This is a genomic window from Pseudomonas abietaniphila (assembly GCF_039697315.1).
GTDB classification, from domain to species: domain Bacteria; phylum Pseudomonadota; class Gammaproteobacteria; order Pseudomonadales; family Pseudomonadaceae; genus Aquipseudomonas; species Aquipseudomonas abietaniphila_B.
The window spans coordinates 5,459,555-5,474,596 of record NZ_CP155619.1 but is presented as its reverse complement, the minus strand read 5'-3'; the positions used below and the strand labels follow the sequence as shown (position 1 = coordinate 5,474,596).

General features: G+C 61.2%; 13 protein-coding genes. All 13 read right to left on the bottom strand.

What is annotated here, in order from left to right; all coding sequences use genetic code 11:
• Positions 1 to 8: 8 nt before the first annotated feature.
• The 13 genes from ABDX87_RS24010 to ABDX87_RS23950 all read right to left on the bottom strand — a co-directional run bounded on the left by ABDX87_RS24010 (position 9) and on the right by ABDX87_RS23950 (position 14,874).
• Complete coding sequence (locus tag ABDX87_RS24010) at positions 9 to 986, bottom strand: fumarylacetoacetate hydrolase family protein (RefSeq protein WP_346830118.1); 978 nt, start codon at positions 984 to 986, stop codon at positions 9 to 11.
• Positions 983 to 1,546, bottom strand: coding sequence for a cupin domain-containing protein (locus ABDX87_RS24005; protein WP_346830117.1), 564 nt, complete (start codon positions 1,544 to 1,546; stop codon positions 983 to 985). Before ABDX87_RS24005 ends, ABDX87_RS24010 begins: the two co-directional genes overlap by 4 nt.
• A 14-nt stretch (positions 1,547 to 1,560) precedes the next feature.
• On the bottom strand, positions 1,561 to 2,337 hold the full coding sequence (locus ABDX87_RS24000; protein ID WP_346830116.1) for an SDR family NAD(P)-dependent oxidoreductase: 777 nt from the start codon (positions 2,335 to 2,337) through the stop codon (positions 1,561 to 1,563).
• On the bottom strand, positions 2,334 to 3,512 hold the full coding sequence (locus ABDX87_RS23995; protein ID WP_346830115.1) for an MFS transporter: 1,179 nt from the start codon (positions 3,510 to 3,512) through the stop codon (positions 2,334 to 2,336). Before ABDX87_RS23995 ends, ABDX87_RS24000 begins: the two co-directional genes overlap by 4 nt.
• Entirely contained in the window at positions 3,502 to 5,973 is a 2,472-nt protein-coding gene (locus tag ABDX87_RS23990; protein WP_346830114.1) for an efflux RND transporter permease subunit, read from the bottom strand. The genes ABDX87_RS23995 and ABDX87_RS23990 overlap by 11 nt, the downstream gene beginning before the upstream one ends.
• A 4-nt stretch (positions 5,974 to 5,977) precedes the next feature.
• Positions 5,978 to 7,024 (bottom strand): WD40/YVTN/BNR-like repeat-containing protein, encoded by a 1,047-nt coding sequence (locus ABDX87_RS23985; protein WP_346830113.1) that lies wholly within the window; start codon positions 7,022 to 7,024, stop codon positions 5,978 to 5,980.
• A gap of 1 nt (position 7,025) precedes the next feature.
• Positions 7,026 to 8,363, bottom strand: a complete 1,338-nt coding sequence (locus ABDX87_RS23980; RefSeq protein ID WP_346830112.1) for a DUF1329 domain-containing protein — start codon at positions 8,361 to 8,363, stop codon at positions 7,026 to 7,028.
• A 53-nt stretch (positions 8,364 to 8,416) separates the two neighbouring features.
• Complete coding sequence (locus ABDX87_RS23975) at positions 8,417 to 10,102, bottom strand: DUF1302 domain-containing protein (protein ID WP_346830111.1); 1,686 nt, start codon at positions 10,100 to 10,102, stop codon at positions 8,417 to 8,419.
• A 419-nt stretch (positions 10,103 to 10,521) separates the two neighbouring features.
• On the bottom strand, positions 10,522 to 10,959 hold the full coding sequence (locus ABDX87_RS23970; protein ID WP_346830110.1) for a GlcG/HbpS family heme-binding protein: 438 nt from the start codon (positions 10,957 to 10,959) through the stop codon (positions 10,522 to 10,524).
• A gap of 10 nt (positions 10,960 to 10,969) precedes the next feature.
• Positions 10,970 to 12,337 (bottom strand): metal-dependent hydrolase family protein, encoded by a 1,368-nt coding sequence (locus tag ABDX87_RS23965; protein ID WP_346830109.1) that lies wholly within the window; start codon positions 12,335 to 12,337, stop codon positions 10,970 to 10,972.
• Positions 12,338 to 12,355: 18 nt separating this feature from the next.
• Positions 12,356 to 12,721 carry a Rieske (2Fe-2S) protein gene (locus ABDX87_RS23960; protein WP_346830108.1) on the bottom strand — a complete coding sequence of 122 codons (366 nt, stop codon included), beginning with the start codon at positions 12,719 to 12,721 and terminating at the stop codon, positions 12,356 to 12,358.
• A 21-nt stretch (positions 12,722 to 12,742) separates the two neighbouring features.
• Complete coding sequence (locus ABDX87_RS23955; RefSeq protein WP_346830107.1) at positions 12,743 to 13,696, bottom strand: PDR/VanB family oxidoreductase; 954 nt, start codon at positions 13,694 to 13,696, stop codon at positions 12,743 to 12,745.
• A gap of 53 nt (positions 13,697 to 13,749) precedes the next feature.
• Positions 13,750 to 14,874, bottom strand: a complete 1,125-nt coding sequence (locus ABDX87_RS23950; RefSeq protein ID WP_346830106.1) for an FAD-dependent oxidoreductase — start codon at positions 14,872 to 14,874, stop codon at positions 13,750 to 13,752.
• Positions 14,875 to 15,042 lie beyond the last annotated feature (168 nt).

Here is a 15,042-nt window from a genome sequence, read left to right as displayed (position 1 = left end):
GCAGCCCCTCAGCCGTTGGCTTGAACGACGCGTTGATCGATAGCGCCAAAGATCGACTGGCCGTCTGCGCCGAACACCTCCATTTTCACGCGGTCGCCAAATTGCATGAAGGCCGTACGCACGCCGCCGTGGTCGATCATTTCAATGGCGCGTCGCTCGGCGATGCACGCAGAACCTGCAGCCCGATCCCTGTTGGAGATCGTGCCCGATCCAATCAACGTGCCCGCCCCCAGCTTGCGGGTGAAGGCGGCGTGGGCCACCAACGCTCCAAAACTGAAATTCATCTCGCCAGCGTGGGGGTTGCCGAACCACTGGCCGTTCCACTCGACATTCAGCGGCCGTTGCACACGCCCGTCGCGCCAGTCATCACCCAATTCATCAGGCGTTACCGCAACCGGGGCGAACGCGGAAGAGGGCTTGGCATGAAGAAAGCCAAAGCCGGTTTTCATCTCGCGCGGCGCCAGGGCACGAAGGCTGACATCGTTAATCTGCACCAGCAGCTTGATATGGCTGAGTGCGTCCTGGGCCGAACAGCCCAGAGGCACATCATCGAGCAGTACACCGAACTCACCTTCGAAATCGATTCCCTGGCTGACGCTCGGCAAACAGATGTCCTGCTGTGCGCCGAGAAAGTCATCGCCGGCGCCCTGATACATCAACGGCGTCTGATCGGCACCTTCGATAGGGTCAAGGTTGAAGGCTTTCTGCATCAGGGTGCCGTGGTTGAGGAACGCCGAGCCATCGCACCATTGATAGGCCCGTGGCAAGGGTGCCATCGCCCTGGCCGGGTCGAACGCGAAGGCGCCTGTCGCGGTCCCGGCCTCCAGTGCCGAGAACAACGTCCTCAGCACCGGTTCGGATCGCTCCCAGTCCTCTATCGCGTCGCGCATCGTTGCAATCGGTGCGGCGACCGCTCGCTGCAAATCGCGCGACACCACCACCAGATAACCGTCACGGCTGCCGTCACGCAGCGTTGCCAGCTTCATGACTGCAACACCTGTGCGAACTGGCCATCGAGGAGGATGAACACCATTCGGGCCATGGCGTCGGTCCGGTTGCTCCAGGCATGGTTCGTACCACGCTGGACCACCACGTCGCCCCGGCGCAGATGCACGTCCTCGTTGTCCAGCACCAGCCACACCTCGCCCTCGGTGACAATGCCGTAATCCACCGTTTCAGTGCGGTGCATCAGCTTGTGGCGAGCGTCCGCATGTCCCGTACCCGCATGCGCCTGACCAATTTCGGCGAAGGCAGCCGCGGCGGCCTCGTCGCTGATCGCGTTCTGCACGCTGTCGGGCGGGATGTCCACGACTCGAATCAGGCTGCCCAGTGGAGCAGGACTCAGGTGCAAGGGACGCGCGGTGGGATCGTCGCCGTTGTCGATCATCGCCGGGCTGGACCCGGTGCTCCAGATTTCGTGGAACACGGTGCCAGGCACCGACTTCAGCGCAAAGGTGTTGGGCGCCGCCGCACAATGACTCACGGTGGCCCGTCCATCGGGGGTATGTCCGGTGACAACGCGTTTGAAGGCAGGTAATTCTTTCATCTGGCCGTCCTTATTCAATTGCCATCGCCAACGGTGGTGCCACCGTCAATGATGAGGTTTTGTCCTGTCATGAAACCGCCCGCCGCTGTCGCCAATAAAAGCGCCATCCCGGCGACTTCTTCAGGCGTGCCGACCCGCCGCAAGGGGGTGAGCGCCAGGCGTTTTTCCATGAGGGCTGGAGAGTCGGTGAGGGGTCGGGCGAATTCGGTTTGAATGACGCCGGGGCTGATGGCATTGACCCTGACGTTCGCGGGCCCCCACTCCACCGCAAGGTTTCGCGCCAGTTGGACCAGTGCCGCTTTCGACAAGCCATAAAGACCCAGCGACTTGTTTCCGCGCACACCCGCAATGCTTGCCATCAGCACCACACTGCCTCCGCCACGCGCCGCCATCGAGGGAATCAGGGCAGTGGTAAGCCACAGCGCACTGCGCAGATTGATGGTCAGTGTGGTGTCCCAATCTCGATCGCAAGCCGTCGCCAGCGGCCCCATGTGCGGGGCCACCCCGGCATTGCACACCAGCGCATCCAGCCCTCCGAAGCGATCCAGGACGGCATCGGCCAACACGTTGACGTCGGTCTGTTGCCCGAGGTCCGCGTTGATGGGCCATGCGTCGATTCCTTCGCGCGACAAGGTAGTTGCAACGTGCCGGCAATCGTCAATGTTCTCGCTGGTGATCACCAAACGGGCTCCGGCCCGCCCGTACGCGCGGGCTATCGCCAAGCCGATGCCACGGGTCGCGCCGGTAATCAGCGCCGTCTTTCCGGCCAGGCTGAACAGGTCCTGATTCATGCCTGTTCTCCTATCGCAACCGGAGCGGAAACTTTCAAACAGCACAACGCGATCACGCATTGCAGGCCGCCGATGATGGCGAGCGCTGTGGGCAACGCCGAACTGGCGCCTTGCGTCATCATCAGCACCACCAGCGGGCTGATGAATTCACCGGCGAATATCGCGGCGGTGAAGAAGCCGCTCGCCCGCCCCCGCTGGTTGAAATCAACCAGCGCCATGATCCGGGTGATCAGCGTTGGCAACAGCAGGCCAATGCCCAGGCCGTTGATGAAAACGGCCATCGACAGCGTTCGATGTGATCCTGCCGCCGCCATGAGTAATCCGCCGGTGCCGGCCAGTGCGAATGCCAGCAGCAACAAACGGGCGGGTCGAGTGCTGCCAATCAGCCGGAAACTCAGCGCCCCCAGCACAACGCCCAACTGGTTTCCGCCCATGGTCATGCCGATTTGTTGAGGTGAGTCGACGCCCAACAGATTGAGCAGATATCCGGCCTGCACGGGCACGATGAACAAGCTCAACCCAGCCAACAAGGCCAGACCCAACAGCGGTCGCAATCTCGACCAAGGCATCGGTGCCCCGCCTTGCTCGGAAACCTTTTGCGATACCGGCTCCCACAGCCAGAGCGCCATCAGCGGCAAAAACACCAGACCCACCGAATACAAACTGAATGGCGTGCGCCAGCTGTCCTGTCCAAGGTAGCCCCCCACCCCCATGAACAGGGCGGCAGACAACGAGGTCGCGACCATTTGGAGGGCAAACAATCGCTCACGTCGCCCGCCTTGGTAGTAGTCCCCCATCAGCGTGGTGCAGCAGGTCATGATGCCCGCTTCAGCCAGTCCGATACCCCCGCGACTGATCACGATGGCCTCCAAGGACTCTAGCCACAGCGGCAAGGTGCCGCAGACGGTGTACAGAAGCATCGCCATCAGCAGCAGCGGCTTGCGCCCGACGCGATCGACGATCATCCCGGCAAATGGCGCGAGGACGGCAATCATCAGCGCGGGAAGGGTCAGCGCGACCGGCACGAGCACAGCCGCACCCGGGGTCTCGGCAAAGTGCGCCTGCATGCGGGGCAGCACAGGCGCCAGCAACACCGCCCCGAGAACCGGGAGGCAACTGCCCAGCAGCAGCAAGACGGATTGCGGCATACCCGCAGAGCGTGGTTCAGCTGTCATGACGCACCTCCAGACGTTGTGGTGCCTTGTGCTTCAACGGACGCCGGGCAGCGAATGTTGCAGGCGCCGGTGTGTTCACCCGCACCGGCCGTTGTGGCAGAAGGAAATACGCCAGCGCGGGCAGAAGGACCAACGCGCCGACCATGTTCCAGACAAACATGAAGGCCAGCAGCACCCCCATGTCCGCCTGGAACTTGATAGGTGAAAACATCCAGGTGCCGACGCCGATCGCCAGCGTCACGCCGGTCAACATCACGACCTTTCCGGTGAACTGCAGCGCTCGGTAATAGGCTTGGGACAGGGTCGACCCACGGCGCATTTCGGCCAGGACAATGCTCATCACGTACAGCGCATAGTCGACGCCGATGCCTACACCGAGGGCAATCACCGGCAACGTCGCCACCTTCACCCCGATCCCCAGCCACACCATCAATGCTTCGCACAGAATGGACGTGAGCATCAGCGGCAAGACCGCGCAAAGGACGGCCCGCCAGCTGCGGAACGTGACGAGGCACAGCAGACAGACCGCGCCGTAGACCCACCAGAGCATCTCGTGACTGGCTTGCTTGACCACGATGTTGGTGGCCGCTTCGATGCCCGAACTGCCGGCCGCCAGCAGGAACTGCGCCTGGTCGCTGTCGTTTTCTCTCGCAAAGCCTTGAACGCTGGACACCACGCGTTCCAGGGTGTCGGCTTTGTGATCGGTCAGGAAGGCGTACAGGGTCAGCAAACTGCAGTCTTCGTTGTACAGGCCTCGCGGCGCGCCGGCCGTGACCATGTTCAGGGTCGCCTGGTTGTTAAGCAGCTCGTACCACTTGGGGTTGCCCTCGGATAAGCCCACCAGCACCCGACGGTTAAGCAGCGCCAGCGAGTTGGTGGAATCCACACCCGCAAGGCCGCGCAATTGCCAGTCCAGGTTATCGACCCGTTGCAAGGTGTCGTAGCTGGAACAGCCCCCTGGGGCCGTCTTGACCATGACCGCAAAGACATCGCTGCTGGCGCCGTAGTGCTGCGTCAAATAGGCATTGTCCTGGTTGTATCGGGAGTCGGCGCGCAGCTCAGGGGCGCCGGCGTCCAGGTCACCCACTTTGAGGTGCAGGCTCACCAGATAACCCGCCACCGCCAGAACGGACGCGATCAGCACGCAAGTCGCCGCCCAGCGTCGCTGCGTGAAAAGGTCGAGGAAACGCCAGGCAGGATGGCGCACCGCGCCCGCCATGTCGGCCTCCTCACTGCGAAGGCTGCGCTTGGCAGCCACTGCGCTCACGCCCAGATAGGACAGCAGCACCGGTAGCAGAATCAGATTGGTGAAGATCAACACCGCCACGCCGATGCTGGCGATCACCGCCAGGTCCTGTATGACCTGAATCTTGATGATCATCAAGACCGCAAAGCCCACCGCGTCACACAGCAGTGCCGTGAGCCCGGCCAGAAACAACCGGCGGAAGGTAAAACGCGCGGCCACCAGCCGGTGCATGCCCCGGCCGATGTCCTGCATGATCCCGTTCATTTTCTGTGCGCCATGGCTCATGCCGATGGCGAAGATCAGAAAAGGCACCAGCACCGAATACGGGTCCAGCTCGAACCCGAGCAGAGGGAGCAGGCCCAACTGCCAGACCACCGCCACCAGCGAACAACTCATCACCAATACCGTGCTGCGCAGGCACCGGGTGTACCAGTAGAGCACCGCCGCGGTGATGGCAATGGCTGCGCCGAAGAACAGCAGGATTTGCCTGAGCCCCTGAATCAGATCCCCGACCACCTTGGCGAACCCGGTGATGCGAATCTCGATGGATACATCCTGATACTGCGCCCGAAGCGCCTCCAGTTGCTGCGAGAGCACCGTGTAATCCAGCGCTCGGCCATCGGCAGTGGTGGTCAGCAACGGCACGTAAAGGATGCTCGATTGCTGGTCAAACGCCACCAACTGCCCGATCTCGTTGGAGCGTTCGATATTGCGCTTGAGTGCGTCCAGACTGGCGGCGGAACCGTCATACCCGTCAGGAATGACCGGTCCACCCTCCAGCCCCTCTTCGGTCACGCCTACCCATCGGGTGGCGGGCGTCCACAGCGACTTCATGAATGCACGGTCCACGCCCGGCAGCAGGTAAACGGCATCGTTAAGTTTTTGCAGGGTCTCCAGGTAATGCGCGTCGTAGATCCCCCCGCGGGTATTGATGACCGCGATGCGCACGGCATTACCCAGACCCGACAGCTCCTGGCGGTGCTGCAGATAGTTGGCGATGAAGGGGTGATCGGTCGGGATCATCTTTTCAAAGCTGGCGTTGAGCTGAAGCCGTGTCGCTTGCCAGCCCAACAGCGCCGTGACCAACAGGCACAGCACAAGGACGATACGACGGTGGTTAAACAGCGCTCGCTCAAGCAGAGAGCCAGAGCGCTGATCGAAATCGGCAAGGTTGCCATTCAAGGGCATCGAGCCTGGTGGGTTCGCGGCATGCATGGGCTTACTCCACAGCGTTCAAGGGCGTGGCCAGGCGCGCAGGTCCGGCAAAACCGACGCCCACCAGGGTGCCGTCGGCCGCCTGGGCGATGGCCGTCAGGGGTGGTCCGGGTGGCAGCGCGAGTGGAGCCAGATGGGTGCGATCAGCCGATGCCTGCAACACGCCGCCCGCCTGGTTGACCAGGACAAGTTGCTGACCGAGCAGACGCATATCGTTGATGGAAACGAGAAGCGGGTTGACCACCTCGGCGAAGGTCTGTCCGTCATTGCCGACCCGGAAAACCTTGCCGCGAAGGCCCGCGACCCAGACGGAGCCATCGCCCTGTACGGCGAGGGTGAAATAACTGCCCTCGTAAGGCGTATCGACCGCCTCGAAATGCTCGCCATGGTCGAGTGATCGCAGGAACAGGCCCTGTTCACCCGCCACGTAAACGTGACCGCCTGTTTGTGCGACGGCGTACAGATGAAGCCCTTGAGGATTAGGCAGACGCCCCATGAGCGATGACCACGTCTGACCACCGTCGTGAGTGGTCAGCGCCAGTCCGTAGGCACCCACGACGATGCCGTTGAGCGCGTCGGTGAAGCTGAGCGCCATGAGCGGCTTGTCCGCGCCATCGTTGACCCCTTGCCGTGCAGCGGCGAGCCGACGTTCGTCGCCTTGCTGCTGCGCGGCCTTCAGTTCCAGCGCGGCGAGAACACGCCCATCCAGCTGAAGCGCCCAATGCTCTCCGCCGTCTGTGCTGTGCAGCACCACACCGGCATGGCCCACCGCCCAACCTTGTTGCCCCACAAACTGCACCGCGGTCAGCGTACTGCTCACAGGGACCGCCGCCTGACGCCAACTCGCGCCGTTATCATCAGAGAGCAGAACGGTGCCACGCTCTCCCACCGCGACCAATCGATCCCCTGCACGGGTAATGGCCTGCATGACGCCGTGCAGCGCCTGCACTGACTGCGTTGCCGGGCGACTCAGCACATCGACAGGAGGGGCTGCCAGCAGCGGCGGTACGACCGCCACCAGGCACAGGGCCAGCCAACGTTTGCCGTTCATATCAGCGCACGCCTTCGCCAGCCAGGGCGTCCGGCGTGAACACCGAATCCTTGTAGGCCTGCACCACGCGATACTGCTCACTCTTTCCAGCAAAGATGTCACCGGTGAACCAGGTGCTGGAGAGCAAGTCGTAGAAGCCGTTGGTCACCGTCACGACACCCGGCAAATCGGGCAGCACGACCGGCGTGGTCCACAGCACTTTGGCCAGTTGGTTCTGAGCGTCATAGCGCTCGCCCAGCACCGCGGCCCAGGTATCCTCGTCCAGGTAATACGTGCTGCGTGGCATCACATGACGCTTGCCGGATTTGAGCGTTGCCTCAACGACCCATACACGGTGCAGCTCCCAACGCAGTACATCGGGATTCAAGTGGTGATCACCCAGCAAGGCTTCGGGACTGGCAGCCGTGAAGACCTTGTTGGAGTTGTAGGGGATGTACATCTCCTTCTTGCCCACCAATTTCCAGTCAAAACGGTCGACCCGGCCCGTGAAGACGTACAGCTCGTCGAAGCTCATCACACCGGCAGTGGCCGGTGTCGGCGTGTCGCAGCACGCGTTGGGCAGACGGCGGACGCGCCGTTGGCCAGGCAAATACGTCCAGGCGCCGGTGTTGTCGGCATTCACGTTTTCACGGCCCGTGATGGCTTCACCGGCGCGCAACGGCGGGCCGTCGTTGATCATGCGAATGCTCCAGAAGGTGCCGTCCTTCTTCCCGCCGTCCGGCAAATACCAGGGCATCTGATAGTCCGCACGCGAATCGTTGGTCAGCACATGCTTGCCATCGGAGGTCGTCAGGTATTGGGAGAAATCCGTATGCCACGACGCGGCGCGCCACCGCATCAAATGGTTCCAGATGGCTTGAACGCCGTCCTTCGCCAAAGGAAAGGGAATGCCGCCCTCACCGTCCTGGGGAATCAGACCGGCTGAACTGTCGACCAGTCGGGTCTTGCTTGCGTTGGCATAGGTGGCGTCATACACCGACTGTGGCGCTGCAGCTGTCCGGTGCGTGGGGTAAACGTCCAGTCGATAGCTGTCCGGGTATTTCTTCAACATCGCCTGAATGCCCGGCGTGACTTTGTCGGCGTACTGTCCGATGTTCTTCGAGGTGATGCTGAACACCGGCTTCTCGGCGGCAAAAGGGTCGGTGCGCTTGCCGCCCTCTTTGTAGCCAGGGTCGACTTTGGTCAACCCCCCGGTCCAGGCAGGAATGCTGCCGTCGGCGTTGCCAGCCCGCTCGGCGCCCAGGGGCGTGAGGGTGGTTTTCAGGTCAGCAGCATCCGCTGCCAAAGCCCCCTGAGACACCAGCAGGGCAGCCGCCAGCGACGTAAGAAGAAGCGTCATTTTTTTGCGAAGGGGCACGGTTTTACACGTAGTCATGGCAGTTGTTCCCAGGCTCAAAAAGTACGGCTGACGCTGAAGGCGACGAAATCTCGGTCCTTGAGCGACTGTTCGAAGGTGTAGTTGTTACTGGCGTCGAGAAAGGTGTTGGCCGGGCCGTAGTAGTGGGTGTACGTGAGCCCCAGGTTCCAGGTGTTGAGGTAGTTACCCTTGACGCCGATGTTGATGTCGCCGCCTCGGTCGGTACCGAAGGCAGTCCCCAGCGACTCTGAAGCGCCATGGGTAAAACTCACGCCGAAGGGGATGCTGATGTCCATGCCGGAAAACGCCTGGCGATACATCGGCTCGTAAACGGTTCTGAAGCTCCACGCGTCACGATCGGCGTTGTGATCGACGGCGTCCGGATTGCGGGTAACGCTCAGGGTGCGGTTCCACGCGAACTCACCCAGAAAACTGGTTTCCTGCGCTAAGAAGTTCGGACTCAACGTCGCCAGCCACGAAAGGTTGGCGTGCAATGTGCGCCCCGTTGCATACAACGCATCGTCCGCTTCATTGGAGATGCCTTCGCCCGGCAACAGCGTGCGCTGGTTGGTCGACGCCAGCGGCTGGTCCCAGCGCGTCGACATCTCGCCTGCGATATTGAAGGCATCCACCGTGGTGGAAAAACTGGCGCCCAATGCCTTGATGCCTTCCCCGTAAACCCAGCTGTATTCACCGGCATCACCGGTCAGCGGGTTCAGGTTGGCGAAATCCGGACGGACCAGTAACTGCGGGTTTTTGTCGTGGAAGCGAATGGCATAGACGCCGAAGTCATAGTTTTCGGTGCGCCACTTGACCTGTACGCCACCCTGCCCCGAGTCTTTCGCCTGTTTGTCAGAGCCATGGTAGAAAGCCAGCGGCTGAGCGCCGGGGAAAAGTGGTGCGCCCGCGAACAGGCGTTCGTTGCCTTGACCGATGGCATCGAAGGACGAGAAGTAACTGCCCGAACCCGGCAACCGGTTCGCTTCCCACTCAAACTGGTAATACGCGCCAATCGAGACATCCGGCGTGATCTGCAACTGCCCGGACATCTGGTTGACCGGCCGTATCAATTCCTTGAACTGGGTGTTGGGCACTGACACACCCTTCACAACATCAATAGGCGCCATGCCTCCGGCAATGCCATTCATGCCGTAAAACAGACTTTCACCCCATTGCATCGCGTACTGACCGATGCGTCCGGACACCGGCATTTCGCCCAGATCGCCTTTGCCGTAAATGAAGGCGTCGAGCAGTTCCGCCTGGCGGCCGTGCAAATTCCGGGTGCGATCCGTGAAATGGTCGTAATTCACCGAGACGCTGTTGACGGTGCCCGGCGAGTTGTTGTCGTTCTGCTTGTTGTAGACGTCGTCGTACCAGGCGGCGCCGCTCAGCCGGGCGCCGAAGTTCTGGTAACTGATGTCGAATTCAGAGAGCAAATCCAGGCGACTGGAAATCAAGCCCTTGCCGAAGTTGCGATCACCGTCGTCCCCGTTTACCGACGTACTGCTGTTGGTGAGTTGCGACGAGGCACTTTTGGTCCGCCAGGCCGAGCTGTACTTGAGCGTGTTGTCCCAGCGCGTCCGGATATCCGGATTCCCCGTGTCGAAATCAAACGCTTGCACCAGCGGTACACCGCCGAATACGGCTGTTAATGCAAATACCAGTGGGTGTCGGGCAAATATCGGGCGCGAGTTTGCCCTTGCCCCTTTATGAGTGGCCATCAACTATCCCTCTTTGTTGTTTTTATCCGTAGGACTGACGTACTGCTTTCACGCAGGCGAGCAGCGCTCCTCGTAGACGAGTTTCAGCGGGCGACAGGCTCAGGTGGAGTAAGTGTCGAGATTGAAAGAAACGGAGGGACACCTTCTTAAGAAGGCGACGCTTTTTGCGCGGGAGGAAAACAACGGTTTGCTCGAGATCATGGTGAACCTCACTCTTCTTATTTTATGACCCCCACCATTACCGAGTAACCAGTACCGGGGAACAATGGGTTGGCTGGGTACAGCTTCAGGCCAAACAGGTGTTTTGACTAATCGACTCTTGAGATGCGATGTATTGCAAACCTAGATACCTGAACGGGTCGCAGCATTGCGTAAGCGATGGCTGTCGCACATCGATCGACGCCTTTGGCGCGGCACCTTCAGCGTGCGCCAGCATCGGCGACAAGACCGACCGCAGCGATCGCCACCAGGGCGCAACGCTCATCGTTGTCCGAGGTGTCTCCGCTGATGCCGATGGCGCCAACGATGTCGCCAGCGTCATCCCGGATCAGCACGCCACCGGGGACAGGCAGCATGTTCCCGCCCGCCAGATCGCTCAGCGCCCCGAAAAAGGCAGGCATCCGTTCCGCCCGACGAGCCAGCTCACGCCCGCCGAAGCCCATGCCAAGCACGGAGCTGGCTTTACCGTTGGCAATCTGAGGGCGCAAAAGGCTCGCACGCTCGTCGCGTTTGAGTGCCAACAGATGCCCGCCCGCATCCAGCACGGCCACGCAAAGGGGTTGAAATCCTTGCCGCGCGCCTTCGCTCAGTGCCTCGTCGACCATGCGGTCAGCGAGGGTCAGTGTGAGTCGGTTCATGCCACGCTCCTCATTGCCGATTCAGGGTGGACAGCGGGCGTTTGCCCATCTCCACAGCGCGTTGTCGCGTGTGCAGTTCCGACCACTTCACGGTATTGAAATCGCTCACCCGGTTAGGGTCATACCCCGGCACCTGGGCCTCGATACGGCGGCCACCCAGATACACGCCACAAATGCGTTGGCGTTCTTGAAGGATGGCGACATTGTCCAGCGGCGACCCGTCGACGCGAATGAAGTCTGCACGGCGCCCCACTTCCAGTGCCCCGACCCGTTGCGCGGCAGGCATCATTTTGGCCGACACCGAGGTGGCAGCCCGCAAGGCCTGGGCGGGACTCAGGCCTAACCAGTCCACCAGGATTTCGATTTCTCGCGCATGCCACTCGCCATAAGGGGTAATGGCAAAGCCGCTGTCACTGCCGGTCATGAAGGGAACCCCGGCCTGAAAGGCTTTTTTCAGGTTGCGACAGCCTGCTTCGATCACCCTGCGCTGCATGGAGGCGTAGCCGGATTTGGTCGACGCTTCGTAGGGCTCGGCGAACTCCGTGTTGTTCGCCAGCATGGTGAAGGTCGGGGCGACATGGCTGCCGGACTTCAAGATGGCTTCAATGCACTCGTCGTCCATGAAGAAGCCATGAAAGATCACGTCAACGCCGGCCTTGGCGGCGTACAGGACGGCTTCGCGGCCATAGGCGTGCACGGCCACTTTCTTGCCCAGACGGTGGATCTCGTCGACCATGAAGCGCGTTTCATCCTCGGTGAAGGCCGCAATGTGCTCACCGTTGGGACGAAAATGCGGACCATCCATGGCGATCTTCATCAAGTCCACGCCGTCCTTTGCCTGACGGCGTATCTCGGCAATCTGCTCATCACGGGTGGCGCACAGCCGGCCACTGAAATACTCCGGCGTGCCGACCCAGCTGGGGAACCAGTCGTTGAGGCTTTGCCGGTTGGAAATGACATTGCTGCTGGCGGCGATGCGCGGGCCTGTGAACATGCCGGCGTTAATCGCGTTGCGAACCGAAATACTGCACTGGCCTGCATCACCTGGCACCACGACGGAGGTATAACCGGCCGCGAGCACGTGCTGGGTGAAAAACAGACCGCGCAGGGCGCGAAACTCAGGTGACACGTGCAGATCAATGTCCTCCTCGCTTTTCGCGTTACCGAACACGAGATGGGTATGCACATCGACCAGTCCCGGCATGACGAAATGCTCGCCGGTGTCGATGACTTCCTCACCGGCACCGATTGCCGGGGCTGAATCCTGCGGGCCGACATACGTGAAGACGCCGTCTTCGATGATCAGTCGCTGATGCTGCCGCGCGGTGTCTTCGAGGCCGGTAAACAGCGTGTTGCAATTGACATGAGTGCGAGCCATGGCTGGGTTCTCTTGTTGTTATGCCGTGAGAGGTTGCGCAGGGGTATCCATCAGCCAGACAGCACCGTCTTCGTCGATGACGATCGGTTGCTGCTGCAGGGTTTGTCCAAGGCAAGGACCGAGCACACACAGCCCGTCATCCGGTCGAAAAAGGGCCCCATGTGCGAAGCAGACAATGTGTTGGCCATCTGCAGACATGAACCGGTCTTTGCGGTATTGCATGGCGACGTCCATGTGCGGACAGCGGTTCAGCCAGGCACGAAGCACGCCCCGCCAGCGGACGACCAACAGCGTGTCGCGTCCCTCGGCATGAGGATCGAAACCGCGTGCCGAGCCGTCCGCGATTGAGTCCTGCTGACACAGGAAAGTTCGGCTGAGGGTCATGGGGGAACGGGGTCTCACAGTCTAAAGGTCCAGCACCAGGCGGGGACTTTTAGACCGCGAACAGCAGGGCGTAAATTGATCGTTCAGCGCCTGCTCGGCCGGGGTCATGAACATGTCCCGATGGTCTGGCTCGCCCTCGATTACACGGGTCAGGCATGTGCCGCAAATGCCCGCTTCGCATGACAACGGCAGGTCAATGCCATTCTCAAGCAGCACTTGAGCCACTGAGTAATCGGCGGGCACGACGAAGCAGCGCCCGGTACTCGCCAGCATCACTTCGAAGCTTCCGTCATCGGCTTGAGCCACAGCCTGTGGCTGGGCGGCAAAATATTCCCGGTGCAGACTGTCCTCAGGCCAGCCAGCCAACCGGGCCTGCTCCAGGATGAATCCCATGAATCCGCCGGGGCCGCAGACATACAGGTGATCGCCTTCGCGATAGCCGCTTAATGCCTGAACTGCGTCGAGTCGCGTCTCGGGCTGGTCATCAAAGTGCAGATGCGCCCGTTCAGCAAAACGCGATTGCTGAATACGCTCGATGAACGCGACGCTGGCGACCGAACGGCCGCAGTAATGCAATTGGAACGCGGCATCGATCTGCGCCAGACGTTCAGCCATGCAAAGAATCGGCGTAACCCCAATGCCCCCGGCAAACAACAACGAGCGTCGGGCACCGTGCGCCAGGGCGAACAGATTGCGCGGCTCGCTGATCTGCACCACACAGCCTTCTTCAAGGGCATGCATCGCCTTGGACCCGCCTCGGGAGGCAGGGTCCAGTAACACCCCGATCTGATAGCGAAACTGCTCGTCGGGGTGATTGCACAGCGAATACTGGCGCACCAGTCCTGAACCCAGGTGCACGTCGATGTGCGAGCCGGCACTGAACGGCGCCAGTGGGGCGCCGTCAGTCCGGGCGAGCTCGAAGCTGAAAATCCCGTCGGCCTCGCGCTTTTTGCAGGTCACAATAACGTCGATCATTGCCGCTCCCTTGCGTGTTGTTCATGCCAGCGCCACGCCGGTGGCACGAGAGGTCAGATGGGCTCGGCGGTGAGCTTGAGCATTTGCTTGGTCAGGCCGATGCGATCAAAACTCTGATCCCGGGCCATTTCCCGATCACCCGCCAGCACCGACTTCTCGCTGATGAACTTGCAGCGCTCGAAACGGCGATTCATGAAGCGTTGAAGCTTCTGTTCCATGCTGCCGTCTGCGGTCAGCTCCATGCTCAGCACCAGGGCATCTTCAATCGCCATGCCCGCGCCCTGCCCCAGATGCGGGGTCGTGGCGTGGGCGGCGTCGCCGATCAGCAACACGCGTCCCTTGAACCAGCGCTCGTCGACGAACACGACTTCCATGGGCTTGTAGACGACCTGGCTGCTCTCGGTGATCTGCTCGCGCAATCGACCGACCAGCCCGCCAACGTTGCTGATGCGATCACGCATCAGCTCAGCCAACTGCTCGGGCGGATACCAAGGGTTCTCGGGCTCGTGGGAGGTCGAAAACATGTACATGAGGTTGTCAGAGAGCGGCACCAGACCGGCATTGCCGCCGGGCCCCATGTAGCTGGCGAGATGATCGATGGAAGGATCGCGGGGAAAGTTGTAGCGCCAGACCGCCTGCCCCGTGAACCGCGGGCGATACATGTCGCCAAACAGGAGGGTGCGAATTTTCGAGTACACCCCGTCGGCCCCGACCATCAACGCATAGCGTCCTTGAGAACCGTCTGTGAAGCTCACGTCCACGCCTTCTTCATCCTGCTCGAACGTTTCGACGCTCAGTCCCAGGCGAATCTGTGCGCCCAGCTCAATGGCAGTGCTGCTCAACACCTTGTGCAGCGCCAGCCGTGAGATACCGACGTTGGCCGGGTATTGAGGACCCGCCAACCGTTGGCCGGGAATGCGGGCCAGCGGTGCGCCTTCCAGGTCATAGATGCCGACGTCTTCGAAGCTGTACGCGGCATCCAGATACCGGTCCAGCACGCCCAGGCGGGCCATTTCCCGGACCACGTTGCTCTGCTGGATGATCCCCACGCCGTAAACGGTCCAGTCGGATTTGATTTCCACCAGATCCACCGGGACGCCTTCACGACGCAGCGCAATGGCGGCACACAGACCACCGATACCACCGCCCACGACCAGGACCTTATCGACTTCGCTCATTAGGCGTTCCTTTTGTTTTTGTTGTTTTGATCATCAAACGGGAAGCGCTGAACGCACGGGTGCGTTGCCGCAAAAGCCACCACCGACCGCAGCTGCAGGCTTACTGTTGGGTCGACGATAAGCAGGAAATGAGGCGTTGACTAATCGGGAGTTGCCATGGAAAGTATT

Coding starts and splice junctions, on each gene's coding strand:
- ABDX87_RS24010 (WP_346830118.1), bottom strand. CDS start 986: ATGAAGCTGGCAACGCTGCGTGACGGCAGCCGTGACGGTTATCTGGTG.
- ABDX87_RS23990 (WP_346830114.1), bottom strand. CDS start 5,973: ATGCATGCCGCGAACCCACCAGGCTCGATGCCCTTGAATGGCAACCTT.
- ABDX87_RS23980 (WP_346830112.1), bottom strand. CDS start 8,363: ATGACGCTTCTTCTTACGTCGCTGGCGGCTGCCCTGCTGGTGTCTCAG.
- ABDX87_RS23960 (WP_346830108.1), bottom strand. CDS start 12,721: ATGACCCTCAGCCGAACTTTCCTGTGTCAGCAGGACTCAATCGCGGAC.
- ABDX87_RS23955 (WP_346830107.1), bottom strand. CDS start 13,696: ATGATCGACGTTATTGTGACCTGCAAAAAGCGCGAGGCCGACGGGATT.
- ABDX87_RS24000 (WP_346830116.1), bottom strand. CDS start 2,337: ATGAATCAGGACCTGTTCAGCCTGGCCGGAAAGACGGCGCTGATTACC.
- ABDX87_RS23970 (WP_346830110.1), bottom strand. CDS start 10,959: ATGAACCGACTCACACTGACCCTCGCTGACCGCATGGTCGACGAGGCA.
- ABDX87_RS23950 (WP_346830106.1), bottom strand. CDS start 14,874: ATGAGCGAAGTCGATAAGGTCCTGGTCGTGGGCGGTGGTATCGGTGGT.
- ABDX87_RS23985 (WP_346830113.1), bottom strand. CDS start 7,024: ATGAACGGCAAACGTTGGCTGGCCCTGTGCCTGGTGGCGGTCGTACCG.
- ABDX87_RS23995 (WP_346830115.1), bottom strand. CDS start 3,512: ATGACAGCTGAACCACGCTCTGCGGGTATGCCGCAATCCGTCTTGCTG.
- ABDX87_RS23965 (WP_346830109.1), bottom strand. CDS start 12,337: ATGGCTCGCACTCATGTCAATTGCAACACGCTGTTTACCGGCCTCGAA.
- ABDX87_RS23975 (WP_346830111.1), bottom strand. CDS start 10,102: ATGGCCACTCATAAAGGGGCAAGGGCAAACTCGCGCCCGATATTTGCC.
- ABDX87_RS24005 (WP_346830117.1), bottom strand. CDS start 1,546: ATGAAAGAATTACCTGCCTTCAAACGCGTTGTCACCGGACATACCCCC.